We start from the raw sequence: 24,771 nt of genomic DNA on the forward strand, positions 1-24,771 counted from the left end.
CCAAATTTCACAAGATGTCATCTTTATACAGACACGCTTTTTTCGATCAACCGCGCTTTGCCTTATACCAATATATCACTCATCCAAAGGAGTATATAAATGCGGAAGACACTGTATGAATCCCTCAGGATCGCGTTTCCAGAATTGAATGATACCGCAATTCCAGAAGAACAAGATGAGTTCGAGCACTTTGTACGTTGGTTGAATAGCTATTATTCAAACATTCAAAAAATAGAACTCGATGATTTTCGACAAAATGGTATTGATGAATGCCATCGACTTCAACAGTTGGGTATTGACTTAGACGAGCTGAAAAACCAAATTAATGATGATATGGCGTCTTTTTATCAAATGTATGAGAGTGAGGAAGAAGAAACCTCAGACATGCATGGTTATGATTTTGAATTTAGTTTTGATGTTATTTTTAATCACATTAAAATTTTTATTGAGCCTTATGAACTCAGTTTATTGGTTATTGAGCGGGAAAACCCTTATTGGCTATTGGTACCGCATAATGATGAGCTGATCGATAGAATTATTGTTACGTATAACCACACGTTTGGTGATGAAGAGCCGATGCAGCTCATAGAATAAAACCGCCTCGAAGGGCGGTTTTATGTATGTATTGAATCTTTTATTTTAAGAAACGTTGATAACCTAGGTTATTGGTAATTTCTTCATATGGATACGAAATACTTTCTAAAGTTTCAATCAAACCATCTGGGTTTTGTTTCGCATCACTTGCCTCTAAACCAACGAGGACGCGACCTTCCGCCGCACCATGGTTACGGTAGTGGAATAGGGTAATGTTATGTGTAGGACCAAGGCGTTCGAGGAACATTAACAGTGCACCTGGACGTTCAGGGAACTCAACACGGAACAAACGCTCATTTTCAAGGTCTGCATGCCCACCAATCAGATAGCGAATATGCAGTTTTGCCACTTCATCATCAGATAAGTCATCGACATCGAACTGAGTTTTGAGTGCTTCAAAAATATCGTGACGCTCTTTTTCACCGCCTTTTAAGCTAATGCCGACAAAGACTTGCGCTGCACTGGCATCACTTGCACGGTAGTTAAACTCAGTGATATTTCGGCCTTGTAGCGCTCGGCAGAAATTCAGGAATGAACCTTTTTTCTCTGGAATAGTCACAGCAAAAATAGCTTCTTTACGTTCACCCAATTCAGTGCGTTCTGCAATATAACGTAAACGGTCAAAGTTCATGTTTGCACCACATACAATTGAGACGATGTTTTGCCCAATTAGCTCGTGTGTTTCAACATATTTTTTAATCCCTGCTAAGGCCATCGCACCCGATGGTTCAACGATGCTACGACATTCATCATAGGTGTCTTTAATTGCAGCGCAAATTTCATCGGTATTGACCAAAACCACTTCACGTTCAACGATCGGGCCTGAGTTATCCGACTTTTGGAGTTGAATCACTTCAAATGGTTTTTCACCAATTTGTGCTACAGCTGTGCCATCAGCAAATAAGCCGACTTGAGGCAGTACAACACGTTCACCTGCTTCAAATGCGGCTTTTAAACAAGCAGATTCGTCATATTCAACAGGAATGACTTTAACATGCGGTGCAACATCGCCTAAGTAGGCCGCCACACCAGCAATTAAACCGCCGCCGCCAACAGCGACGAAAACGTAGTCGACATCGCGCCATTGACGCAAAATTTCATTGCCAATCGTACCTTGACCTGCCATGACCAGTTCATCGTCATAGGGTGGAATAAAGCTCATACCGTCTTCTGCAGCACGTTGAATTGCATATTTGTTTGCAACATCAAAAGAGTCGCCATGGAGAACCACTTCACCGCCTAAGCGTTTGACCGCCTGAACTTTAATATCTGGGGTGGTTTTCGGCATCACGATAATGGCACGAATCCCGAGTTTTTTACCTGACAGTGCTACGCCTTGGGCATGGTTGCCAGCAGATGCAGTAATCACGCCACGTTCAAGTTGAGCTCTAGGAAGTTGGCTAATGCGGTTATACGCACCACGGAGCTTAAATGAAAAGACGGGCTGTAGGTCTTCACGTTTAAAACGAATATTGTTATTGAGTTTCTCACTAATTCGAGGTGCCGCTTCGAGTGGAGTTTCGATTGCAACATCGTAGACTGTTGCTTGTAATATTTGTCGAACCAAACGAGACAGCATGTTAATTTCCCATTTAACAGTTTAAAATAGAGGATCATTGTAACAAACCCCTGTACATTTGGGCTGTAAAATCAGCAACAAATGTCAAAAAATAGTTGAGCCAAATTATGAGTCTGTATGCTACCCAAGATGAAAAAAAGCAAGCTGCTGCAAAAGCTGCCTTAAAGCACTTACCTAAAGGTGGCATTTTAGGAGTGGGTACAGGCAGCACCGTCAATTTCTTAATTGAACTTTTACCAGAACTTCAGCTTGAGGCGGCTGTGGCAAGTTCAGAAGCAACGGCTGAGCGCTTAAAGAAATTAGGCATTGAAGTGGTTGATATGAACTCTGTAGGCGGTTTAGATGCCTATGTAGATGGTGCAGACGAAATTGACCGTCATATGCATATGATCAAAGGTGGTGGGGCTGCACTTACTCGCGAGAAAATCGTGGCTTCAATTGCGAGAAAATTTGTTTGTATCGTTGATGACTCTAAGTGGGTTGATCAATTGGGGCGTGACTTCCCACTTCCGATTGAAGTGATTCCAATGGCTCGTTCAGCTGTGGCACGTAAAATTGTAGCGCTCGGTGGTGATCCTGCTTACCGTGAAGGCGTGGTGACGGATAACGGTAACGTGATTTTAGATGTTTATAACCTGAATATTTTAAATGCGCTTGAGCTTGAAAAAACCATTAACGACATTCCAGGTGTGGTGTGTAATGGTATTTTTGCAATCAATAAAGCAGATGTGGCAGTTGTTGCAACAGACAGTGGTATTGAAGAGCGTACCGCGGTTTAATTTTAAATCTTCCCTAAGCTCTTCTTTGAAAAAGAGGGGCTAAAAGCAAAAACATTTTTATCTTATGTTTTTCTCCCTCCTTTCAAAAGGAGGGTCGGGAGGATGATTCAATAAAGAATAATATTAATGACCTTAGCAGACCTACCTGAAATTCAAATCACCCATCATGCACGTGCGACCCGGTTACGACTTCGTGTTGAACCAACTCAAATTCGTTTAACCGTGCCTAAATTTTGTAGCAAACGGCAAATTCAGGATTTTTTAAATCAATCTGAACAGTGGATGGTTGAAACTTGGCAGAAGCAACAAGCCAGTCTGCTACAGATAGATCAAACCCTTCCCACAGAATTACGGTTATTTAATCGCCAAAATGCTTTAACGGTGAGCTATCAAACACAAAAAAATGCGTATATTTTGGATGAGCACAATCACCAGCTTTGGATCAGTGACCGTCAGCCTGAAAGTTATTTAAAATCTTTTTTGATTGTATATGCCAAACAGCACTTGCCTATTTATTTGCAACAGATTAGTCATGAAACTGGTTTAAAATTTGCACAATGTTCAATTCGTCAGCCCAAAACACGTTGGGGGAGTTGTAGTGCCAAACACGACATTATGCTTAACAGTGCTTTAGTGTTGTTTCCTGAAGCCATTACGCGTTATGTCTGTGTGCATGAACTCGCACATACGCAACATTTTGATCATAGTGCACGCTTTTGGGCGGAAGTTGCCAAATATGATGCTGCTTTTCAACAGCATCGAAAAACTTTAAAAACAATCGCATTGCCGCATTGGTGGGCAGGCGTTTAAAGTTAATTTTACGTACAAAATTGAAAAATAATTTCTTCTGATTGATTGAGGGTGAGTCAAAAAATGCTCTAAACTTCATGATCTAAGGTAAACATTCCTCAATTTCAGTCCAAAGACCTCAAATGTGAATTTTACAGATATCCACTATTTTATATTAATCGTTCCAGCTTGCCTGATTTTAATGGGAAGCTTACTTTTAATATGTCATTTTGCTTTTAGGGCTCCCTCATATTTATTGTGGCTCGGGCTTGGATATATTGTGCCTTCGTTTTCTGTGGCCGCGCAAAGTTTTATGTCGAATAAGCAGTTGGCTTTGTCGGCACCCATTTTAGGCAGTATGTATTTGTTTGGCGCATGGGCCAGCGCTTATGCCATGGGCTTAAGAAAGAACGCGAATGCACGTCCATATTGGTGTCTGGCCTTGGTCGTGATGGCTTTACTTTCACTCAGTTATTATTCCTACGTAGATGATCAACTGTGGATCAGGATGCTGATTCTGAACATTTCAATTGCATTGGTTGAGTCTTTGGTTTTGTTTTCAATGTTTAAACATTATCAAGGGATTGATTTGCTCAATAAAATAGTCGACTTTTCCTACTTGTTTATTGTGCTGTATACCTTTGTTCGCGGAATCATTATTTTTCTCTTTTTAAGAAATATCGAAGCAGACATGCTGGCAAATTCAGTTTGGTGGCTGATGATGCTTGCTGCGAGCATTATCTTAAGTATGTGGTTTGCAATAGTGCTGCTCGGAACCTTGGTGCGCGATATTATCCATCAACTTAATGATGAGCGACTAAGAGATCCGCTAACGCATTTATTCAATCGACGTGGTTTTAACGAAGCGGCTAAACGGAAGTTGCATCAGCTCTCTAAACAGTCTTATTTCTTGCTCATGTGTGATATTGATCATTTTAAGAAAATAAATGATACCTATGGGCATTTGGTGGGTGATCAAATTTTACAACAAGTCGGTCAAATTATTGGGCAAAACGTCCGTGCGCACGACTTAGTGGGGCGTTTTGGTGGAGAGGAGTTCATTGTCTTATTGCAAATTGATGACGCCACGCTGGCTTATAATATTGCCAATCGTATTCGTTTAGGTATTGCCGATGCACGACTATCCTCCAAAAGTATTGCCGTGACAGCAAGTTTCGGACTGGCTGCGGTACATCAGCCTAACTTAAAATATGCCATACATACTGCCGATCAATTGTTATATCAGGCGAAACATTCGGGACGAAATCAGATTGGTTTTGAGCCTGCACAGAGTATATTGGATGTGTCTCATTAGGTGTCGATAGCACTAAAAACGCATAAATTCCAAGTAAAACAGTTTAGAAAGCAGAAACTTCCTGTCATACTAGGCAGTTACGAAATGGACAGTTTAAGTTTGAGGTAATACACGTGATTTCAGTTGGTATTGTCGGCGGTACAGGTTATACAGGCGTTGAATTGTTGCGTCTTTTACTACGACACCCAAATGTGCAAGTAAGCGTATTAACATCGCGTACAGAAGACGGTCGCCGTGTAGATGATATGTTCCCAAGCCTACGTGGACATACCGAACTCAAATATTCAGATTTGAATATTGATGAACTGAAAAAATGTGATGTGGTGTTCTTTGCGACACCGCATGGCGTTGCCATGAAGCATGCCGAAGAGTTGGTGGCTGCAAATACTAAAGTGATTGACCTTGCCGCAGACTTTCGTTTACAAGACTTAGAACAGTTTGAAAAATGGTATGGTATGCAGCATGCGTGCCCTGAACTACTGAAAGACTCGGTTTATGGTTTGTCAGAATTAAACCGTGAGCAGATTAAACAAGCCAATGTCATTGGTAACCCTGGTTGTTATCCAACAACAGTACAACTGGGTTTAGCGCCGTTATTTAAGCAAAACGACACATTAGTTAAACCTGAAAGCATTATTATTGATGCAAAATCGGGTGTGTCTGGTGCAGGCCGTAAAGCCAGCCTTGGGATGATCTATTCTGAAAATGCAGATAATTTCAAAGCTTATGGCGTTGCAGGTCACCGTCATCATCCTGAAATTGTGGAAGCGTTGGAAAATATTTCAGGCTTAAAAGAGGTGTTTAACCACATTTTATTTGTCCCGCATTTGGTGCCAATGATTCGTGGCATGCTGAGCACGATTTATGTGGACTTAACCGATGCAGGTGAAGCTGCTGATGTGCAAAGTTTATATGAACAGTTTTATGCCAATGAAGCTTTTGTCGATGTGATGCCTGCGGGAAGTTCACCAGAGACACGTTCTGTGCGGGGTGCAAATCAACTACGTATTGCGCTGTATAAACCACAACCGAAAAAATTAGTGGTCATTTCAGTACAAGACAATTTGGTTAAAGGTGCAGCAGGTCAGGCCGTTCAAAACATGAACTTAATGTTTGGATTTACTGAAACAGCGGGCCTAGACGGAATTGGTTTATTACCATAAAAAACGTTTTAAAACTTCACACACATTTAGATTTCGATTTAAATGTGTGTTTTGAATTGAATCAAAATAAGAGATGACGATGCCGAACACTGACACAAATATGACGTCACAACAGCCTGAACCTGCAAAGCCGTTTTTACAGACCAATAAGCCCTTGGCAATTGGTGCTGCAATATTGATGCTTGCAAGTGGGGGATTGGGCTATACCGTCGGACATCGTCAGGGTTTAACGGTGGTAGGTTTTGATGCAGATGCTGAGCAACTGGTCGAAGTGGTACAAAAGCAAAAGACCAGTCTGGATGCTTTAAATAAAAACTATAACGCTGCTGTTCAGGAGCGTGACGTTGCTGTGACCAATTCAAATGAGCTGTATTTGTCATTGCAAAAAGCTCTGGATCAACAAGCGCAATCTGAAACCACTGCGGTGATTTACCGTGAGGTTTTGCGTCAACGCGGTGGTATTCCACTGGCTGTGCAGCATATTGCGATTAAACCTTTGCCTGAAAATGCATTTGAATATCAACTCGACTTGGTTCAAGTCAGTCCATCTAAACGTGCAGCTTCAGGTACAGTTGAACTCCGACTCATTCGTGGTACAGAGGTTTTAGTTGTGCCTCTTGAAGACAAAAACTTTAACTTTGAAAACTATGAGCGTTTAACAGGGCGTTGGACAATGCCTAAAGGCTTTACGCCGCAGTTTATCGAAGTCCGTTTAACAGGTAGCACACCAGTGACACGACGCTTTAGTTGGTCACGTGGTGAAGCCGTAGAAAGTCAATCAGCATTTGTCTCTGAAATTCCTCAGGCTGAGGCGAATGCACAATAATTGTGAATTGTAAGTTTATGGGTATCTCTAAGCGTTCAACGTGTTTAAATGAAATCAAGCAGTCTTTTCATGAATCTGGCTATGTCGATTGGCATATCAGCCCGCGCTTGAGCAATGATGAACCGCATGAAGAAGAAAATGGGGATGTCGCTGTCCAAACCGCGCCACCAGAACTTAAGCGTCCGCCACTCTATGCTGTCGTTTTAATGAACGATGACTACACCCCAATGGACTTTGTTATTGAAATTTTACAACAATACTTTGCTTTGAATCTTGACCAAGCCACTCAAGTAATGCTAACTGTACATTATGAAGGAAAAGGTGTTGCAGGCGTTTACCCGAGAGACATCGCGGAAACAAAAGCAAACCAAGTCAATAATTACGCTCGGTCTCAAGGTCATCCTTTACTTTGTCAGATTGAGCCGAAAGATTAAGGGGGTTCCATGCTCAGTCGTCAATTAGAAGTATCCTTACGTTTGGCTGTTAGTATGGCTCGACAAAAGAGACATGAATTCCTAACCGTTGAACATTTATTATTGGCTTTACTCGATAATGATTCGGCCGTAAATGCATTGAAAGCCTGCGGTGCAGATATTATTGTGCTTCGCAAAGAGCTTGAAGAATATGTAGAGCAGCACACTCCTAAGCTGGGCGAAAACAGTGACCAAGCTCCGCATCCAACTGAAAGTTTTGACCGTATCTTACAACGTGCAATTTTTCATGTGCAATCAAGCGGTGGTGATCGTACAGTTGAAGGCGCAGACATTTTAGTGGCGATGTACTCTGAGCGTGACTCTTTTGCAGTCTACCTCTTGAAACGCCATCAAATTAACCGTTTAACTCTGACACAATACTTGGCCCACGGCACACGTAAAGACGAAGTGCAAGTGGAAGAAGAAATTGAAGATCTCGATGGTGAATCGACCAGTTCAAGCAACGCAGGCCCTTTAGAGCTGTATACAACCAACTTAAATGTTGAGGCACAAAAGGGCAAAACGGATCCTTTAATTGGTCGTGAAAAAGAAATTGAACGTGCTGCGCAAATTTTGTGCCGTCGTCGTAAAAACAACCCGTTATTGGTCGGTGATCCTGGCGTCGGTAAAACATCGATTGCTGAAGGCTTAGCTTGGCTCATTGTTAATGGTAAAGCACCGAAACCATTGGCAAATGCTGAAGTGTATAGTTTGGACATTGGTGCTTTGGTAGCAGGAACCAAATACCGGGGTGACTTTGAAAAACGTTTAAAACAGCTTTTGAACGCGTTGAAAAAGAAACCAGAAGCAGTTTTGTTTATTGATGAAATCCACATGATTATTGGTGCGGGCTCAAGTATGGGCAGTACGATGGATGCATCAAACTTGATTAAACCCGCTTTGGCCAATGGCTCATTGCGCTGCATTGGTTCAACCACATTCCAAGAATACCGCCAAGTCTTTGAAAAAGATCATGCATTGTCACGCCGTTTCCAAAAAATTGATGTCAATGAGCCATCTATTTCAGAAACGATTGATATTCTACGTGGTTTGAAGAGCAAGTTTGAGGATTTCCATCATGTTAAATATGATGACAAAGCTTTAATTTCTGCGGTTGAGCTGTCTGCAAAGTTCATTAATGATCGTTTCTTGCCAGATAAAGCCATTGATGTCATTGATGAAGCAGGGGCACAACGTCGTCTGAAAGCTGAACAAGATGACACCTTGATTACCGTGGAAAATATTGAAGATATCGTGTCGAAAATTGCACGTATTCCACCAAAAACCGTATCTAAAGATGATAAGACCGTTCTTGAAAATCTTGAGCGTGATTTAAAACGTGTGGTCTTTGGTCAAGATGAAGCCATTGAAGCTTTAGGCTCAGCAATTAAACTGTCGCGTGCAGGCTTAAAATCACCAGATAAGCCTGTGGGTAGTTTTGTTTTTGCAGGCCCAACTGGGGTAGGTAAAACAGAAGTCACCAAGCAGCTTGCGAAATTACTGGGTGTTGAGCTGGTTCGCTTCGATATGTCAGAGTATATGGAGCGCCATGCAGTTTCACGTTTGATTGGTGCGCCTCCAGGTTATGTCGGCTTTGACCAAGGTGGTCTGTTGACCGATGCGATTCATAAAAATCCGCACTGTGTATTATTGCTAGATGAGATTGAAAAAGCGCATCCAGACGTATTCAACTTATTGCTACAAATCATGGATCATGGTTCATTGACCGATAACAATGGTCGTAAATCAGACTTCCGTAATGTGGTGTTGGTCTTGACCACAAATATTGGCGCAGAAACTATTTCTCGCGTGAGTATTGGCTTCATGGATCAAGACAACAGTAATGATAACCAAGATGCGATGAAGAAAGCGTTTTCTCCAGAGTTCCGTAACCGTTTGGACAGTGTGATTCAGTTTAAAGCTTTGCCAACGACAGTAATTGAAAATGTGGTGGATAAGTTCTTAACTGAACTACAAGCGCAACTGGATGAGAAAAAAGTCATTCTAGAAGTGGATCAAAGTGCGCGTGAGTGGATGGCTGAAAATGGCTATGACCGTTTAATGGGCGCTCGCCCAATGCAACGACTCATCCAAGAGCATTTGAAAAAACCACTGGCTGAAATGATTCTATTTGGTGAGCTTGCAGAACATGGTGGCAATGTTGCGGTCTCTGTGAAGAACGAAAATGGTAAAGCGGTGGGTCTAAAACTTGAAGTTTTTGAAGACCAAACGGCTGAACCTGCTTAAGAATTGCTACATAATAAAAAACCCGTGTTCGCACGGGTTTTTTATTGAAAAAAGTATTTAACAGTTAGAAGTAATAAAAGTAGGTTGCATGGATATTCAATTGACGAAAGTTTTAAGTACATTTGTACTGTTTTTGGTAACCGCTGTGATGGAAATATTAGGCTGTTATTTCCCTTATTTGATTTTAAATCAGGGAAGAAGTCATTGGTTGTGGATTCCTACAGCCTTAGCGCTAGGTGCTTTTGTGTGGTTGTTGACCTTACATCCGGCTGCTTCGGGACGTATTTATGCCGCTTATGGCGGAATTTATATTTTTACCGCATTGCTATGGTTGCGTTATGTCGATCAAGTTTATTTATCCCGTTGGGACATAATGGGTGGGACAGTGGTGTTGATTGGTGCGGCCATGATTATCTTACAACCGCAAGGATTGGTTCGCTAAAGTAGAGAACCAATCGCTAAAAAGGTACTATTTGATACCACAATCTTTTTGCTTTAATTCTAAATCGTAGCTATTTTTCTCAGAGCTGAGCTGTAATTTTATAATGTAGGGGTTATGGCGTTGATATTGATGCTCGAAGAAAATATTGCAGTTTTGCACAACATTCTTTTTAATCACTTTTTGAACTGCTTTCGCACCCAAATCCTGTTCAAACTGCGCAAAATCAGGGGTAATGATCAAGCCTTTAAGCTCGGTACGGTCTGCATATAGATTAAATTGTTCAATGATGGTGTTGTTATCAATTTCAATTGGGAGAGTTCGTGAGTCTTCTGCGGTTAATACCGTTAAGATCTCGTTCAACGTTTCTGGTTGTTTAATTTTAAAATTTTGATCAATGATTTGTTTGGACTGTAAGTAGTCATCAAACTCTGAGGCTTGAATCTGAAAAAATGTAGAGCTTAGAATTGTAGCAAGGCACAGGCCAGTTTTTTTGAAATGCATGGAAAGTGTCGCTTATAAAAATTATGTTCCGATTATAGCTTTGCTCTTATAAAAAAAGCACCCTTAGGTGCTTTTCGTTGGAAAAATTAATTAATCTTTCTTGGTATTTTCATTGATTAAAAACTCAACCAATGCTTTTTGTGCATGTAAGCGGTTTTCAGCTTCATCCCAAACCACAGCATTTTTATGGTCGAGCATCTTTTCAGAAATTTCTTCGCCGCGATGCGCAGGTAAACAATGCATAAATAAACAATCAGAATGAGCAAGATCCATAAGACGTTCATTCACTTGATAGTCTGCAAAAGCAGCTTCACGAATTTTTTGCTCTTCTTCTTGGCCCATGCTTGCCCATACATCGGTCACGATAAGGTCTGCATTTACGGCAGCATCTTCAGCTGAGTTCACCAGTTCTGCACAATGTGCAAATTCACTTAAAAATTCTGCTTTGGGTTCATAACCTTTAGGCGCAGCAATTTTTAATTTAAAGCCCCACATATGTGCAGCTTCAATATATGAATTACACATATTGTTGCCATCACCAATCCACGCTACCGTTTTGCCTGCAATGGGACCACGGTGTTCAACAAAAGTTTGAACATCTGCAAGTAGTTGGCAAGGGTGGTGATCATCGGTCAAGGCATTAATCACTGGAACTTTTGAATAAGAGGCAAAACGTTCAACAATGTCATGTCCAAAAGTACGGATCATCACAATATCCAACATGCTTGAAATTACGCGTGCAGAATCTTCAATCGGCTCACCACGACCCAATTGGGTGTCTCGTGGGGAGAGGAAAATTGCACTGCCACCAAATTGGCTCATGCCTGCTTCGAACGATACACGGGTACGGGTGCTCGATTTTTCAAAAATCATACCCATGACTTTACCAACAAACGGTTGGAATACTTCGCTGTTGTGCTGTTTACGCTTTAGTTCGATACCGCGTTGCACAACTTGGTTCAGTTCTAAAGTAGATAAATCGCGTAAGGTAAGAAAGTGACGTAGAGCCATTGTTACTCCACAATAATTGCTGAAAACCGAAATAGGTACAGAACAACAATTAGTTGTTGGTTGGTGGAAAGAAAAAGAGAGTCGATTAATATACTATATGCAAAGGAAATTGCAAAAAAACTAGACTTTTTGATGACCTGCTAAGAAGCGATCTACACAATAATGAACATATTCTAGATTTTCTTGTTCATTTTCTTCAACATAGATGTTCATGAGTACTCGCCACTCTAATTCGCGCACAATGCCAAAAAAAAGCTGCGCAGAATAATTCGGATGTTCACATCGAATAATACCTATTTCATCTGCTTTGGTTAAAACACAAGCCACAGCATCTTCAATATGTTTAGGTCCTTGTTTGTGAATATGAAAGGCCAACTGCGGATTACGCTGTACTTGTTCCATAATGAGTCTTAAAAAAGAAGCATTTTCTGGAAGCACAAGATGTGTTTGAATATTTAAAATGGTTTGTATTAAATAAACGCGCAAATTGTCCTTCGTAAAATCAAAAGGCATACAAATATCTTTAAAAAACAGCTCACGACGGTAGTCGCAAATTGCTGTAAAAAGACCGTCTTTATTTCCAAAATATTTGTAAATCGATGCTTTTGAACCACCCGCATGATTGACAATATCATCAAGTGAAACTGCATCGTAGCCATGTTGCAAAAACAACTCGTTTGCACTTAATAAAAATGCAAGACAGCGTTCATGACCTCGTTTTGTGTGAGGTATGTCACGTGTAAGGGGTTCTAGTTGAACTGAGTCGTGCATATAACTAACAACAGCCTAATAAATGTGGATCTCTAGTTGCTATCATAGCAAAAATATGCACACATTGTTGTTTTGGGGCTTATCTGTTTACCACTAAAGCCCAATGCATGGAAGAAAATTACACAATAAAAACGTGAACCATGGGACTAAAGTTTTAGAGTGATCATTCTAAAATGTCATAGCCAATTCAGTCATTATGGCTATACTCAAAACTCGAAAATTAAAGTAAATGCCGTGGAAAGGACGATGACAGAACAAAGATCTGCAGGCTTAAGATTTAGACAAGCACTGGAAGTGGAAAAACCATTACAAATTATCGGTACAGTCAATGCTTATGCAGCAATGATGGCGAAACAGGTGGGCTACAAGGCCATCTACCTTTCGGGTGCTGGTGTAGCCAACTACTCTTATGGATTGCCTGACTTAGGCATGACCAGTCTGGATAATGTTTTGGAAGATGTACGCCGCATTACCGAACGTGTAGACACTCCGTTACTGGTCGATATCGACACCGGTTGGGGTGGGGCATTTAACATTGCCCGTACTGTGAAACAAATGATTGCTGCAGGCGCAGCCGCAGTGCACATCGAAGACCAAGTAGCACAAAAACGCTGTGGCCACCGCCCAAATAAAGAAATCGTCACCCAACAAGAAATGGTCGACCGCGTCAAAGCCGCAGTTGATGCCAAAACCGATGCAAACTTTGTGGTGATGGCACGTACCGATGCCCTACAAAAAGAAGGCCTACAAGCGGTAATTGACCGTGCTTGTGCCTGTGTAGAAGCCGGTGCTGATGCGATCTTTGCCGAAGCAATGACTGACATTACTATGTACAAAACCGTCTGCGATGCAGTCGGTGTCCCAGTATTGGCCAACATCACCGAATTTGGTGATACCCCATACTACACCAAAGAACAACTTGCAGAACAAGGCATCTCGATGGTGCTCTACCCACTGTCACCCACCCGTGCCATGCAAAAGGCAGCACTGGAAGTCATGCATGCCATTCGCAATGACGGCACCCAAGTCAACGTCCTTGACAAAATGCAACAGCGCAAAGAACTCTACGAATTTCTCGATTACCACACCTTTGAAAACACATTAGACAAGCTGTTTAAACAGGAGAATTAAAAATGGCTGAAGGAAAAGTCCTCACAGGCGCAGGATTGCGCGGACAAGTCGCAGGAAAGACAGCACTCTCAACTGTAGGTAAAAGCGGAGCAGGTCTAACCTACCGTGGTTATGACGTACAAGACCTCGCTGAAAACTGCCAGTTTGAAGAAGTGGCCTACCTGATCTTCTTTGGTGAACTACCAACAGCAGCACAACTCACCGCTTACAAGGCTAAACTTAAATCACTGCGCCAACTGCCACAAGCACTCAAAGAAGTATTAGAGCGTATCCCTGCGGATTCACACCCAATGGATGTGATGCGTACAGGCGTATCGATGCTAGGTAACCTAGAAACAGAACAATCCTTTGCAGAACAGCAAGATGTTGCAGACCGCATTCTCGCAACGCTTCCAGCGATCATTTGCTACTGGTACCGTTTTAGCCATGATGGCGTACGCATTGAAGAAAACACCGATGACGATTCAATCGGTGCTCAGTTCCTACACCTGCTGCGTGGTGAAAAGCCAAATGAATTGCATGAACAAGTGATGAATGTATCACTGATCCTCTATGCAGAGCATGAATTCAACGCATCGACCTTCACCGCACGTGTATGCGCATCAACCTTATCCGATATGCATTCATGCATCACGGGTGCAATTGGTTCACTACGTGGTCCATTACACGGTGGAGCAAACGAAGCAGCGATGGAAATGATTGAAAACTGGACGTCACCTGAAGAAGCTGAGCGTGAAATGCTGGGCAAACTGGAACGTAAAGAAAAGATCATGGGCTTTGGACATGCAATCTACAAAGACAATGACCCACGTAATGGCATCATCAAAATTTGGTCAGAGCGCTTAGCCAAAGATGTGGGTGATACGGTACTGTATCCAGTTTCAGTACGTTGTGAAGAGGTGATGTGGCGTGAGAAGAAACTGTTCTGTAACGCGGACTTCTTCCATGCATCTGCTTACCACTTCATGGATATTGCGACCAAATTATTCACACCAATCTTCGTGATGAGCCGTGTGACAGGTTGGGCAGCGCATGTGATGGAACAACGTGCGGACAACCGTATTATTCGCCCAAGTGCGGACTATACGGGGCCTGAACTGCGTAAAGTAGTTCCTATTGAAGAACGTTCAGCGGCTTAATGTGAAGCTCTGATACATTATTAAAAAAGCCTCTTCGGAGTAATGCCAGTCAGTTAAGAAATTGACTGGCATTTTCTTGGATATTTTTGTGCTTTAATTTTCACTACTCGCGGACATTGCCTTTGCCTTTTTTCAGGTAATACAAATATTTTAGATTGTTCAAATAATTGCGCTAAATGTTTGGGTAGGTTTCCTGCTGATTCTAAAGGTGTGTGCCTTAAGATATTGATAATACTCATAGATGCAACATGGAAACTGATCCTTAAAGGACTCACCTTTGCATGTTCAGCGATAAACCTCATCTGTCTTCTTAAGATATTATATGCAATAAATACCCCCCACAATTCTTGATAGACCAAATCAGGTTGTTTGCTTCTTAAAATCCTTGCATCCTGTAAATCACTTTTAATTTCCCGATAACACATTTCTATTTCCCAACGCTGGATATAAAGCATTGCAAGGTCTTTGAATGGATAAACTTTAGAATCTGTTAATGATGTAATGTAACGTCTTATTTTTCCTGCATATTCAACTTCAATTAAACGTGCTTCCCAATAGTCACCCAATGACGGATTTATCTTTTTTGCTCTTGCTGAAACAGGCATTTTGATCTGAAAGTCATGGGCCGCATTATGATGAATCACTTCATAACGCAGGTTGTCCTTTGCTCGCATCAACCAATGACTCTCTTCTGCCTGAGATTGCCAGCTCACTAAAAAATCAGCAGAGAAGTAAGCACGATCAAATAGGGTAATACTGCGAACTGGTGCTTTTAATTGACTGGCTAAGGTTAATTCACCTTGATCCATACTGCCCATTTGGGCATCAATCATTTCATGGGTATTGGTATTCACCAGGCAAGTCGCTCTAACTTGTGGGTAAGGTGCAGCTGCTGTTTTGCCTTTGGATGAACCAAAGTGCTTAAAGTTTTCTTCTGTATGAGGCATAGACCAAACCACACCATCTACAGCACAAACGCATAGACCGTGAAAGTTGCTATATTGTTGTTGTGAGTCTTTAAACCATGCCTGACTTAATGTCGAAAATAAAGCACTCATGGGTTCTAAGCCTAAGCGTTGTCTTGCTTGTACGGATGCACTCGGTACACAGTATTCTGCCGTACCGAAAACAAGTTGCAATTGTTGAACCACATACCAAATCGGTTGATTTCGAAATAGAGCAAGTCCGATTACCAGCCAAACAACATGTTCAGCAGGCAGTTTTCTTTTTCGAATTGATGCTTTACCTGTTTGGTCTAAGCAATCTTCAATCCAGTTTAAATCAATCAATTCACTGAATTGTGAAAGTGAAGGTAAGGTTTGTTTTAATGTTAAATCTAGATTCTGAGATAAATTCATAAAAAAAGAGCGTATTTACATACGCTCTTTTTACAGCATTTTAACTTTTTTTGCTTAACTGACTGGCATTACCTCTTCGGAGGCTTTTTTTATATGCAATTTTTTGTTGATGTTTCTCACGGTTTAATTTCATATAAATATTTAATTTTAATGAAATAATCGATAAATAAAAGAATAGAGTTGCTATAATCTCGACCGTTCATTTTTTCATTTTTATTGTAATTTACTTTATGAAACATAAGTTTTTGTGTGCATCAGCACTGTTTTTGGGGTTGTCTCATTCTGCTTTCGCCATGCCATTTGACCCGCTTATTGGAACATGGAAAGTGATTGATGATCGGACAGGGTATTATATTTCAGATATTGTGATTCGTAAGAATTCTAAAACATCACAATATAGCGCAGTGGTGACCAAGTACTATCCTTTGGCTGAGGCGCCTGTAAGTGATGTATGTAGTAAGTGTCAGGGTGGGCTTAAGGATAAACCGATTTTTGGTATGCAAGTGCTGAATGGCTTAATGGGTGATGCAACAGGTCAAAAATTCGCAAAAGGCCAATGGCTGAATCCTCAAGATGGCCGTGTGTATAACATCAATATTGCGCAGTTAAATGCTGGTAAAGATCAGATGAAGGTACAAGCCACAGCAAAAGATGCGAAAGGTTTGAGCAACATGACATGGAAAAAGCTTTAAGTCTTTTGCTTGTATCGATAAAGCCATTGAACTTTCATAGTGCGGTGGCTTTTGTTATGGATAAAAAAGTTGGAAGGAGATTTCCTAGACTTGTTCAATCCGTATAAAAAGGAAAATCATCTTTCGGAGTGTGTGGTCAAAGATAATGTAGACTATTTAATCGATGAGATGTACGTCATGATAGAGAGATGATAAAGATTTAATTGATAATTATAATGATAATTATTATGTGTTAGGCTTCAGTATCTCATGGCTGTATATACAAAAAATGACGCATCTTTATAGAAAGATTTTTACTACTCTGCTTTCGCGAATTTTTAGCTCGTTATTGATTTTGGGTGCCAGCTTAAGTGCTTATGCGAAACCTGAAATAAAACCTTTGCCTGCCAATATTGCAGAAATAGGCTCGGCGTATTACGGTTTTAAAGTCAAAGAGTTTGCAACTACAGATCAAAATAAAACTTATCGCGTTTGGTTAGGTATTCCAAAGACAGTGCAGAAGACGAAGGACGCTTATGCATCGGTCTTTATGCTGGATGGGAACGCTGCGATGTCCCATCTGAATGAAGAAATACTTAAGTCTTTGTATGAAAATGATGCCCCTGTATTGGTTGCCATTGGCTATAAAACCAACTTGCCATTTGCCACAGCTTTTCGTTCACTTGACTATACTCCAGTAGATTTATTAATGGGGAAACCCGCTCAAGACCCAAGAAATCCAGAGCGGATGAGCGGGGGAAGTGCTGATTTTAGAAATGTGATTTTGAAGGATATTGCCCCTTGGGTTGAGCGGAATGTAAAGCTGGATGCGCAAAAAAGAGCGTTATGGGGGCATTCCTATGGAGGGCTTTTTGTGCTTGATAGCTTGCTCGATGGTCGTTATTTCAGCCATTTCTTTGCTGCAAGTCCATCACTTTCTTGGGCAGATGAGCGCATGATGCAAAAAATTAGAACAGTAAAATTAGTCAAAGAGCCACAAAAACATGTATGGCTGATGGAAGGTGATCTTTTAACACATAGTGGAACACAGCAAAGCGCTAATTTTGATGCAAATGGCATTAATAAAAATAGAGAAATTTTGTCTATATTCGATCAGCAGGGCATAGAGTCTAAATTTTTAATCTATCCAAATCTAAAGCATGGTGAGGTGTTTAAAGCGTCTTTATTAGACGTGCCTTCAAATAAATTGTATTGATGGTATTTACACTATCCGAACATGAGAAAAGCCTGACTATAAGATCAGGCTTTTATTCTCAACAACGTTAAACAGGATTTTGTTCCAGTAGTACTTGTCCATATTGGGCGCGGAGTTCACGTTTTAGCATTTTACCCGTACCGCTCAGTGGAATACTGTCGACAAAAATCACACGGTCAGGGATCTGCCATTTCGCAATTTTGTCCGTATAGTAGTCTAAGACACCTTGTTCAGTGACCGTGCTATCGGGTTTCTTCACAGCGATGACAATAGGACGCTCATCCCATTTTGGATGTTCAGCTGCAATAACGGCTGCCATAAGAATGTCTGAATGTCCCATCGCAAGGTTCTCAAGTTCAACCGATGAAATCCATTCGCCGCCAGACTTAATTAAATCTTTAGAGCGGTCACTGATGCATAAGAAGCCGTCTTCATCTAAGGTTGCAATATCACCTGTGTCAAACCAGCCATCGGTCGTGAGGGCAGATTCATCTTTACCAAAGTAACTGTCAATAATCCAGTGACCCTTAATTTGTAGATTTCCAATCTGCTCACCATCGCGGGCAATTTCATGGCTGCCTTTTTCTTCATCGGTAAGACGTAAATCCACGCCAAAAGGCGGACGGCCTTGAGAAAGACGTAGCTTGAAACGCTCTTGTTCAGAGAGCTGTTGATGTTTGGCTTTAAGTTGGTTGGCAGAACCGAGTGGACTGGTTTCGGTCATGCCCCATGCATGGATAGTGTCGCAGTTATAGTCATTTTTAAAGGCCGCTAACATGGATGGTGGACATGCAGAACCACCAACAACGTTACGGTTCATACTTGCCAGCTGACTGCCTGTTTGTTTGGCTGCTGCCAATAAACCTTGCCAAATGGTGGGTACACCCAAAGCCACAGTGACTTTATAGGTGTCAATCATGTTCACTAAACTTGGCCCATCTAAGCCTGGACCTGGCAATACAACGGTACAACCGACCATAGCTGCTGCATAAGGTGTACCCCAAGCATTGACATGAAACATCGGAACTACAGGCAACATAATGTCATTTGCAGACAGATTGAGAGAATCGGGTAGGCTGATGGCAAAACTATGCAAAATAGTGGAGCGGTGGCTATATAGCACGCCTTTTGGATTTCCAGTTGTGCCCGAGGTATAGCACAAAGAGCTTGCAGTTTGCTCATCAAAACTTGGCCATGTGAATTGTTCAGACTCTTTGCTGACCAAGTCATCATAAAATTTTACATCGGCAATTTTTTCTGCAATAGCGTCATCTACGGCATCTAAGCAAATAAAGTGCTCTACATGGGGTAAATGTGCTTTTACCGCAGCAATGAGTGGTGCAAAGGTTTTATCAAATAACACCACACGGTCTTGGGCATCATTGATAATAAAAATCAGTTGTTCTGGAAATAAACGTGGGTTGATGGTATGGCAAATATAGCCACTACCAGAGATCGCATACCAAGATTCTAGGTGACGATGATTGTTCCATGCGATGGTCGCCACGCGGTCACTTTGAGAAAGCCCTAAATCTTTGAGTACATTGGCAAATCGCTTAGAATTGGCTGCGACGTTGGCCCAGTTGGTTTCAGTGATACTGCCGTCTGTATTTTTAGAAATAATGGCTGTATCCGCATGGTAGCGTTCTGCGTGATCAATAAGATTGCTAATTAATAGCGGTTGAAACATCATACGTCCAAGCATGTATAAATATCCTTATCGTTGCTTTTTTATCAAACTCTTTTTTGGTTGCTCGAAACATCTGTTTTGAGCATTGATTGTATTTTTATCCTAGCTTGATCCAAATTTAAATCAAGCATTGTTTCATTCTCAGCCGCATTTTTAAAAGCGATGTGAAGCAGAACAATAAGTAAATAAAAAGCATCATTTAAAAAAGTAAATGACCATTTATCACTTTATGCTGTTATTCGACAAAAGGCACTTGAAATTTATAAAAAGTATGTTTAAAACTGTGTATAGCTCATGAGATATGAGTTGTGGGTATTTCAGGAAGATATACCTATTTTAAGAAGCGAATTTTTAAAAAATCATTTACAGGAGTTAAAAATGCTTCAGTTGTTTAAAAAATTATTTTGCATCCACGTTTATGAATATGAACAAATGACTGAAATAGGGGAGCATATGGAATGCCGAAAGTGCGGTGATTCTAAAACCGACTAATCATCTTAAGGAAAAGTGAGCGTAGGCTCACTTTTTAATGCCTGTATTTTTTATGGCTTGGTTTGGCTGAATCGACGCAGAACGGCTTACAATAGACGAATCACAGTGTTTAGCATATACAGATGATGACTAAAAATTTTCAAGCACAGACTTATATTGTCGATGATAATCTGAGTGATACCTTAAGCTGGCTGTGTCAGCATCAAGAGTGTTTTAATTCTTTTCACTATGACGCGATTTGCCAAACCTTAACGGTACGCCATGCCAATGGTGAAGATGAGATATTCCAAGGCGATTATCTGAATGCCAGTTATGGTATTCTAATTACTGCGCATAATTTTGCTCAGTCGCCTGAAGGTTAAATAGATAGACATTAAAAAAGCCCCATATTGAAATAAGGGGCTTTTTTGTGCTTAGCAGCTCTTAGGTATTAGCTTGCCATGGCATCTAAGCTAAGGTCTGCCACTGTTGGTTTTGGCTTTTCTGCCACTAAACCTAATTTGGTGAACAGTTGGCGGTCTTTACCTTCGCCTGCATTTGGTGTGGTCAGTAATTTCTCACCCGAGAACAACGAATTTGCACCCGCCATAAATGCAAGTGCTTGGTCTGAGTCAGAAAGTGCTTCACGACCTGCAGATAGGCGGATATAACTGTGCGGCATGATAATGCGCGCAACAGCAATGGTGCGAATCCATTCCGTCACATCGAGTTTTTCAACATCTGCCAGTGGCGTGCCTTCAATTGGAACTAACATGTTGATTGGCACAGATTCTGGGTGAATAGGCATCGTTGCAAGCTCTTGCAATAAACCAATACGGTCTTCTTTCTTTTCACCTAGACCAACAATACCACCGCTACACACTTTCATGCCTGCTTGACGGACATATTCTAAGGTATTTAAACGGTCGTCAAAGGTACGTGTGCTAATAATATGTGAATAATACTCGCGTGAAGTGTCGAGGTTATGGTTGTAATAATCTAAACCTGCATCTTTTAAACGCCCAGCTTGAGACTCATTCAGCATCCCTAAAGTCATGCAAGTCTCTAAACCAAGAGCTTTCACCTCTTTAACCATTTCTAGTACATAAGGCATGTCACGTTCATGTGGGTTACGCCAAGCTGCGCCCATACAAAAACGAGATGAGCCTGAGGCTAAAGCTTCTTTGGCTTCTGAAATCACTTTGTCTACAGCAATTCGCTTTTCGGCTTCAAGTTTTGAGTCATAACGTGCTGACTGAGAGCAGTATTTACAGTCTTCAGGACATTTTCCTGTTTTAATCGACAATAAAGTACTGACTTGAATGGTGTTGGCTTGGAAATGTTGGCGATGTACGGTCTGCGCTTGAAAGACGAGATCAAGAAAAGGCTGATCATACAAAGCTTCGATTTCTTCACGCGTCCAATCATTGCGTAGGTTCATAATGGCGATCCATTTTTAATTCTAACTTGTATACATCATACATTTAACGTGCCAACTTAAAAGGCATTATTGCTCAGTTTTAATAGTATCTCCCGATTATGTTTTTAATTTTATCTTTTTATGAGATTGTAAAAATAGTTGCAAAGTTGAGCGTTTTTTCGGAAATTTGGCCGCAAAATTCTATTTATTTAGATTTTGAGTTACACTGAAAATGCAGCTAAATAGATAAAATAAATAAAATTATGCAAGCAAATGGCTGTTTGATTGAACTTTTATTGATTGAGTCTGTTTGAAGCAAGTTTTAGTGCCGTTTCATCAGTTGCTCTTGGATGGCCCAGTCAATATGGACTTGCACAATATCGTTAAGCTCTGGGCGAGAAGCTTGTAATTGCTGCAATATTTCATCTGAAAATGGTGCATTACCTAGACCAATCGCGACGTTACGCATAAAGCTTTGATAGCCTGTACGACGTAGGGGACTCCCTTCGGTATTTGCCATAAAGGTGTTTTCATCCCATTGCCAAAGGTCAATTAGTTGAATGTCATCCAAACCATGACGCGGGTTAAAATCATCAATTGGTGTGGTTTTGGCAAAGCTATTCCACGGGCAAATGAGCTGGCAATCATCGCAACCAAACACACGGTTACCAATACCGCGGCGCAGCTCTAGAGGAATAATGCCTTGAAACTCAATAGTTAAATAGGCAATGCATTTACGCGCATCTAATAAATAAGGCTCAACAATGGCTTGGGTCGGGCAAATATCAATACACGCGCTACATGAACCACAGTGTTTGGTGGTGGCTTGGTCAAAAGGTAGCTCTAAAGAGGTAAACAGCTCACCCAAAACAAAAAATGAGCCTGATGTTTTATGAATGAGTAAGGTGTGTTTACCGACCCAGCCCATGCCCGCATTTTCAGCCAATGATTTTTCAAAAATGGGTGCTGAGTCTGCAAATGGGCGAGATTCAAAATCGCCAACTTTGGCTTTGATTTTCTGAGAAAGGGTCTTTAAACGCCCACGCATGACTTTGTGATAGTCACGTCCGCGTGCATAACGCGCAATGATGGCGCTATTTGGTGCAAAAGGCACAAGACGTGGTTCAGGAACGGCAACTAAATAATCCATACGCACACAAATAATGCTTTTGGTGCCCGGAACAAGCAGTGTTGGATCTGTGCGTTTTTCTAAGTTTTCAGCAAGAAAATGCATGTCACCATGATAACCAAGTTCTAAATATTTTTTAAAACGCGGCAATTCAGCTTGAGCATCTGGTTTGGCGATGACACAATCAGAAAATCCTAAAGCCAGTGCTTCAGCTTTAATCCAAGCCTTAAGCTGCTCTGGATCATATTGATCTACAGGGATTTTTGAGGAAGATATGGATGTTGTCATAACCAAGAACAAAGGAAAAATCATGCATCAGCAAGTGTACCACAGCAGCGAGATTCAAGCATGGGAAGGGCGTTGGTTCGCGCGGCAAAATAGTGCTTATGGGTTGATGCAACAAGTCGCATGGTCAACAACTGAACATATGCTGCCTAGGCTTAAACAGCAGCAGGTTAAAAGCATCGCAGTATGTTGTGGTCAAGGCAACAATGCAGGTGATGGTTACTTGATTGCATCGTATCTAGCCGCGCAAGGTTATGACGTTGAAATTTATGCAGCTGCTTTGGGAGAATCTACTTCACTGCAACAAGCACATGCAGCAGCTGTGCAACAGGGGATAATGATTCATACCGGTTTTGCTTTTCAACACCCTTATGATGCGTATATTGATGCTTTGTTTGGCATTGGGTTAAACCGTGAACTCAGTTCAGACTGGCAGGCGGTTATTCGACAGATCAATAGACAAACAGGTTTAAAAATTGCGGTTGATATTCCAAGTGGTTTGCAGGCCAACACGGGACAAGCTTTACCTTGTGCAGTTGTCGCCGATTATACCTTTACGGCTCTGGGCTTAAAGGCGGGTTTATTTACTGGGCAGGGTAAAGCTTATGCAGGAGTCGTTGAGCTTATTTCGGTACTTCCTGTAGACAATGCTTTAAAACCTTTAGCTTCGCTTGCTCCACAGCATGTGCAGCTTGTACCGCGTCAAGCCTTTGGGCATAAAGGAAGTTATGGGCATGTACTGGTGATTGGCGGACATGCACAGATGGGCGGTGCGGTGATGTTAGCCGCTGAAGCTGCCTTTCACGCGGGTGCTGGCAAGGTGACGGTGGTGTGTGATGCAAAACACCATACTGCGATTTTATCCCGTGCACCGAATATTATGCTGCGCGATATTAACCAAATGTCGCTCCAAGAGCGTGAAGCATTGGTGGCACATGTGGATGCAGTCAGTTTTGGTATGGGCTTGGGAAGAAACTCGTGGGCTCAGCAGCAGTTTGATGCATGGTTTCCACTCATTCAAAACAGTGCTTTACAGGTGGTATTGGATGCGGATGCTTTATGGTTTTTGGCTGAAAAGCCAGTAAAACTCGGTGAGCAGGTGTACGCAACACCGCATCCTGGGGAGGCCGCAACTTTGCTCGGTATCAGTACCTCAGTGGTGGAGTCCGACCGTATTGCAGTTATTTATGCCTTACAAGAAAAATATGCAGGACAATGGGTGCTTAAGGGCTCAGGAAGCTTGATTTTAGATACGCAACTTTGGATTTGTACCGCAGGTAATCCAGGGATGGGAACAGGTGGAATGGGTGATGTATTGGCAGGCATGATTGCTAGTTTAAAAGCACAGTTGCAAGTTGACATTGCGTTACATCAAATTGTGACCTTACATGCTCAAGCAGGTGACCTTTTGGCTCAGCAAGGTGAACGTGGTTTACAAGCGCAGCAAATGAGTCAGGCTATTTATACGGTCGTGAACCGAGAGCATACAGTATGAAAGTAGTAAAACTGACCATATCGGGAAAAGTTCAGGGTGTTGGGTATCGACGCTGGTTTGCACAACAGGCTGTTGCTTTAGGTTTAAAGGGTTATGTACAGAATCTGGCTTCAGGTGCAGTTGAAGCGTTGCTTTTGGGGGAGGATGGTGTGGTTGCCGAACTGGTGAATCGCGCTAAAGTCGGGCCAACTCATGCGGTAGTCACGGATGTGTTCATCATAGAACTTGCTTCAGGACAGCAAACATTTACAGATTTTCAAATACGTCGCGAATGAT

24 protein-coding genes are annotated in these 24,771 nt (G+C 41.6%); 16 read left to right on the top strand and 8 right to left on the bottom strand.

Annotated features, from left to right (window positions below):
- Positions 1 to 99 precede the first annotated feature (99 nt).
- Positions 100 to 594 carry a hypothetical protein gene (locus AC4MDD_RS07115; RefSeq protein WP_279734370.1) on the top strand — a complete coding sequence of 165 codons (495 nt, stop codon included), beginning with the start codon at positions 100 to 102 and terminating at the stop codon, positions 592 to 594.
- Between the two features lie 40 nt (positions 595 to 634).
- Here the strand turns inward: AC4MDD_RS07115 and ilvA are convergent, their stop codons facing one another.
- A complete protein-coding gene (gene ilvA, locus AC4MDD_RS07120) occupies positions 635 to 2,173 on the bottom strand; it encodes a threonine ammonia-lyase, biosynthetic (protein ID WP_004981822.1) in 1,539 nt (512 codons plus the stop codon).
- Positions 2,174 to 2,280: 107 nt separating this feature from the next.
- Here ilvA and rpiA point away from each other — a divergent pair, with 107 nt between their 5' ends.
- The 8 genes from rpiA to AC4MDD_RS07160 all read left to right on the top strand — a co-directional run bounded on the left by rpiA (position 2,281) and on the right by AC4MDD_RS07160 (position 10,207).
- Entirely contained in the window at positions 2,281 to 2,952 is a 672-nt protein-coding gene (gene rpiA, locus AC4MDD_RS07125; protein ID WP_004696685.1) for a ribose-5-phosphate isomerase RpiA, read from the top strand.
- Between the two features lie 126 nt (positions 2,953 to 3,078).
- A complete protein-coding gene (locus tag AC4MDD_RS07130; RefSeq protein ID WP_491882466.1) occupies positions 3,079 to 3,762 on the top strand; it encodes a YgjP family zinc-dependent metalloprotease in 684 nt (227 codons plus the stop codon).
- 259 nt (positions 3,763 to 4,021) lie between these two features.
- Complete coding sequence (locus tag AC4MDD_RS07135) at positions 4,022 to 5,056, top strand: GGDEF domain-containing protein (protein ID WP_151836133.1); 1,035 nt, start codon at positions 4,022 to 4,024, stop codon at positions 5,054 to 5,056.
- A 107-nt stretch (positions 5,057 to 5,163) separates the two neighbouring features.
- The gene (gene argC, locus AC4MDD_RS07140) at positions 5,164 to 6,219 is read left to right on the top strand and encodes an N-acetyl-gamma-glutamyl-phosphate reductase (RefSeq protein WP_171262485.1); all 1,056 of its coding nucleotides are present in this window, start codon (positions 5,164 to 5,166) and stop codon (positions 6,217 to 6,219) included.
- Between the two features lie 79 nt (positions 6,220 to 6,298).
- Positions 6,299 to 7,045, top strand: a complete 747-nt coding sequence (locus AC4MDD_RS07145; RefSeq protein ID WP_078424936.1) for a DUF6776 family protein — start codon at positions 6,299 to 6,301, stop codon at positions 7,043 to 7,045.
- A 17-nt stretch (positions 7,046 to 7,062) separates the two neighbouring features.
- The gene (clpS, locus tag AC4MDD_RS07150; protein ID WP_004981811.1) at positions 7,063 to 7,479 is read left to right on the top strand and encodes an ATP-dependent Clp protease adapter ClpS; all 417 of its coding nucleotides are present in this window, start codon (positions 7,063 to 7,065) and stop codon (positions 7,477 to 7,479) included.
- A gap of 9 nt (positions 7,480 to 7,488) precedes the next feature.
- On the top strand, positions 7,489 to 9,765 hold the full coding sequence (clpA, locus tag AC4MDD_RS07155) for an ATP-dependent Clp protease ATP-binding subunit ClpA (RefSeq protein WP_151836134.1): 2,277 nt from the start codon (positions 7,489 to 7,491) through the stop codon (positions 9,763 to 9,765).
- 88 nt (positions 9,766 to 9,853) lie between these two features.
- On the top strand, positions 9,854 to 10,207 hold the full coding sequence (locus tag AC4MDD_RS07160; protein ID WP_126036920.1) for a YnfA family protein: 354 nt from the start codon (positions 9,854 to 9,856) through the stop codon (positions 10,205 to 10,207).
- 27 nt (positions 10,208 to 10,234) lie between these two features.
- On the opposite strand, the gene AC4MDD_RS07165 is transcribed toward AC4MDD_RS07160, so the two are convergent.
- From AC4MDD_RS07165 to AC4MDD_RS07175, 3 genes are all read right to left on the bottom strand, one after another.
- The gene (locus AC4MDD_RS07165; RefSeq protein WP_151836135.1) at positions 10,235 to 10,708 is read right to left on the bottom strand and encodes a hypothetical protein; all 474 of its coding nucleotides are present in this window, start codon (positions 10,706 to 10,708) and stop codon (positions 10,235 to 10,237) included.
- Positions 10,709 to 10,798: 90 nt separating this feature from the next.
- Positions 10,799 to 11,719, bottom strand: a complete 921-nt coding sequence (argF, locus tag AC4MDD_RS07170; RefSeq protein WP_151836136.1) for an ornithine carbamoyltransferase — start codon at positions 11,717 to 11,719, stop codon at positions 10,799 to 10,801.
- Positions 11,720 to 11,839: 120 nt separating this feature from the next.
- Positions 11,840 to 12,490: a TetR/AcrR family transcriptional regulator gene (locus AC4MDD_RS07175; protein ID WP_005401081.1), complete on the bottom strand. Its 651-nt coding sequence runs from the start codon at positions 12,488 to 12,490 to the stop codon at positions 11,840 to 11,842.
- A gap of 246 nt (positions 12,491 to 12,736) precedes the next feature.
- Between AC4MDD_RS07175 and prpB the strand changes: the two genes are divergently transcribed.
- Entirely contained in the window at positions 12,737 to 13,621 is an 885-nt protein-coding gene (prpB, locus tag AC4MDD_RS07180; protein ID WP_004696708.1) for a methylisocitrate lyase, read from the top strand.
- A gap of 2 nt (positions 13,622 to 13,623) precedes the next feature.
- Positions 13,624 to 14,760, top strand: coding sequence for a bifunctional 2-methylcitrate synthase/citrate synthase (gene prpC, locus AC4MDD_RS07185; RefSeq protein ID WP_004696709.1), 1,137 nt, complete (start codon positions 13,624 to 13,626; stop codon positions 14,758 to 14,760).
- 53 nt (positions 14,761 to 14,813) lie between these two features.
- Here the strand turns inward: prpC and AC4MDD_RS07190 are convergent, their stop codons facing one another.
- Complete coding sequence (locus AC4MDD_RS07190) at positions 14,814 to 16,118, bottom strand: IS4 family transposase (RefSeq protein WP_062032364.1); 1,305 nt, start codon at positions 16,116 to 16,118, stop codon at positions 14,814 to 14,816.
- A gap of 230 nt (positions 16,119 to 16,348) precedes the next feature.
- On the opposite strand from AC4MDD_RS07190, the gene AC4MDD_RS07195 reads away from it, so the two are divergent.
- Both AC4MDD_RS07195 and AC4MDD_RS07200 read left to right on the top strand, forming a co-directional pair.
- Entirely contained in the window at positions 16,349 to 16,810 is a 462-nt protein-coding gene (locus AC4MDD_RS07195; protein WP_491882467.1) for a DUF2147 domain-containing protein, read from the top strand.
- A gap of 268 nt (positions 16,811 to 17,078) precedes the next feature.
- Entirely contained in the window at positions 17,079 to 18,005 is a 927-nt protein-coding gene (locus tag AC4MDD_RS07200) for an alpha/beta hydrolase (RefSeq protein WP_491882468.1), read from the top strand.
- A 67-nt stretch (positions 18,006 to 18,072) separates the two neighbouring features.
- Here the strand turns inward: AC4MDD_RS07200 and AC4MDD_RS07205 are convergent, their stop codons facing one another.
- The gene (locus AC4MDD_RS07205) at positions 18,073 to 19,710 is read right to left on the bottom strand and encodes a long-chain-fatty-acid--CoA ligase (protein ID WP_491882469.1); all 1,638 of its coding nucleotides are present in this window, start codon (positions 19,708 to 19,710) and stop codon (positions 18,073 to 18,075) included.
- Between the two features lie 602 nt (positions 19,711 to 20,312).
- On the opposite strand from AC4MDD_RS07205, the gene AC4MDD_RS07210 reads away from it, so the two are divergent.
- On the top strand, positions 20,313 to 20,549 hold the full coding sequence (locus AC4MDD_RS07210; RefSeq protein ID WP_490753508.1) for a hypothetical protein: 237 nt from the start codon (positions 20,313 to 20,315) through the stop codon (positions 20,547 to 20,549).
- Positions 20,550 to 20,617: 68 nt separating this feature from the next.
- Here the strand turns inward: AC4MDD_RS07210 and bioB are convergent, their stop codons facing one another.
- Both bioB and queG read right to left on the bottom strand, forming a co-directional pair.
- Complete coding sequence (gene bioB / locus AC4MDD_RS07215) at positions 20,618 to 21,607, bottom strand: biotin synthase BioB (RefSeq protein WP_004981788.1); 990 nt, start codon at positions 21,605 to 21,607, stop codon at positions 20,618 to 20,620.
- A 301-nt stretch (positions 21,608 to 21,908) separates the two neighbouring features.
- Entirely contained in the window at positions 21,909 to 23,003 is a 1,095-nt protein-coding gene (queG, locus tag AC4MDD_RS07220; RefSeq protein ID WP_491882470.1) for a tRNA epoxyqueuosine(34) reductase QueG, read from the bottom strand.
- A gap of 22 nt (positions 23,004 to 23,025) precedes the next feature.
- Between queG and AC4MDD_RS07225 the strand changes: the two genes are divergently transcribed.
- Positions 23,026 to 24,495, top strand: coding sequence for an NAD(P)H-hydrate dehydratase (locus AC4MDD_RS07225; RefSeq protein ID WP_491882603.1), 1,470 nt, complete (start codon positions 23,026 to 23,028; stop codon positions 24,493 to 24,495).
- Positions 24,492 to 24,770 carry an acylphosphatase gene (locus AC4MDD_RS07230; RefSeq protein WP_491882471.1) on the top strand — a complete coding sequence of 93 codons (279 nt, stop codon included), beginning with the start codon at positions 24,492 to 24,494 and terminating at the stop codon, positions 24,768 to 24,770. Before AC4MDD_RS07225 ends, AC4MDD_RS07230 begins: the two co-directional genes overlap by 4 nt.
- Position 24,771 lies beyond the last annotated feature (1 nt).

The sequence above is a fragment of the Acinetobacter sp. CAU_H_29a_1 genome, assembly GCF_058599505.1.

Coding starts and splice junctions, on each gene's coding strand:
- AC4MDD_RS07230 (WP_491882471.1), top strand. CDS start 24,492: ATGAAAGTAGTAAAACTGACCATATCGGGAAAAGTTCAGGGTGTTGGG.
- AC4MDD_RS07145 (WP_078424936.1), top strand. CDS start 6,299: ATGCCGAACACTGACACAAATATGACGTCACAACAGCCTGAACCTGCA.
- AC4MDD_RS07165 (WP_151836135.1), bottom strand. CDS start 10,708: ATGCATTTCAAAAAAACTGGCCTGTGCCTTGCTACAATTCTAAGCTCT.
- AC4MDD_RS07210 (WP_490753508.1), top strand. CDS start 20,313: ATGACTAAAAATTTTCAAGCACAGACTTATATTGTCGATGATAATCTG.
- AC4MDD_RS07200 (WP_491882468.1), top strand. CDS start 17,079: ATGACGCATCTTTATAGAAAGATTTTTACTACTCTGCTTTCGCGAATT.
- AC4MDD_RS07195 (WP_491882467.1), top strand. CDS start 16,349: ATGAAACATAAGTTTTTGTGTGCATCAGCACTGTTTTTGGGGTTGTCT.
- rpiA (WP_004696685.1), top strand. CDS start 2,281: ATGAGTCTGTATGCTACCCAAGATGAAAAAAAGCAAGCTGCTGCAAAA.
- AC4MDD_RS07175 (WP_005401081.1), bottom strand. CDS start 12,490: ATGCACGACTCAGTTCAACTAGAACCCCTTACACGTGACATACCTCAC.
- argF (WP_151836136.1), bottom strand. CDS start 11,719: ATGGCTCTACGTCACTTTCTTACCTTACGCGATTTATCTACTTTAGAA.
- AC4MDD_RS07225 (WP_491882603.1), top strand. CDS start 23,026: ATGCATCAGCAAGTGTACCACAGCAGCGAGATTCAAGCATGGGAAGGG.
- AC4MDD_RS07160 (WP_126036920.1), top strand. CDS start 9,854: ATGGATATTCAATTGACGAAAGTTTTAAGTACATTTGTACTGTTTTTG.
- prpC (WP_004696709.1), top strand. CDS start 13,624: ATGGCTGAAGGAAAAGTCCTCACAGGCGCAGGATTGCGCGGACAAGTC.
- ilvA (WP_004981822.1), bottom strand. CDS start 2,173: ATGCTGTCTCGTTTGGTTCGACAAATATTACAAGCAACAGTCTACGAT.
- AC4MDD_RS07190 (WP_062032364.1), bottom strand. CDS start 16,118: ATGAATTTATCTCAGAATCTAGATTTAACATTAAAACAAACCTTACCT.
- clpS (WP_004981811.1), top strand. CDS start 7,063: ATGGGTATCTCTAAGCGTTCAACGTGTTTAAATGAAATCAAGCAGTCT.
- AC4MDD_RS07130 (WP_491882466.1), top strand. CDS start 3,079: ATGACCTTAGCAGACCTACCTGAAATTCAAATCACCCATCATGCACGT.
- prpB (WP_004696708.1), top strand. CDS start 12,737: ATGACAGAACAAAGATCTGCAGGCTTAAGATTTAGACAAGCACTGGAA.
- bioB (WP_004981788.1), bottom strand. CDS start 21,607: ATGAACCTACGCAATGATTGGACGCGTGAAGAAATCGAAGCTTTGTAT.
- clpA (WP_151836134.1), top strand. CDS start 7,489: ATGCTCAGTCGTCAATTAGAAGTATCCTTACGTTTGGCTGTTAGTATG.
- queG (WP_491882470.1), bottom strand. CDS start 23,003: ATGACAACATCCATATCTTCCTCAAAAATCCCTGTAGATCAATATGAT.
- AC4MDD_RS07115 (WP_279734370.1), top strand. CDS start 100: ATGCGGAAGACACTGTATGAATCCCTCAGGATCGCGTTTCCAGAATTG.
- AC4MDD_RS07205 (WP_491882469.1), bottom strand. CDS start 19,710: ATGCTTGGACGTATGATGTTTCAACCGCTATTAATTAGCAATCTTATT.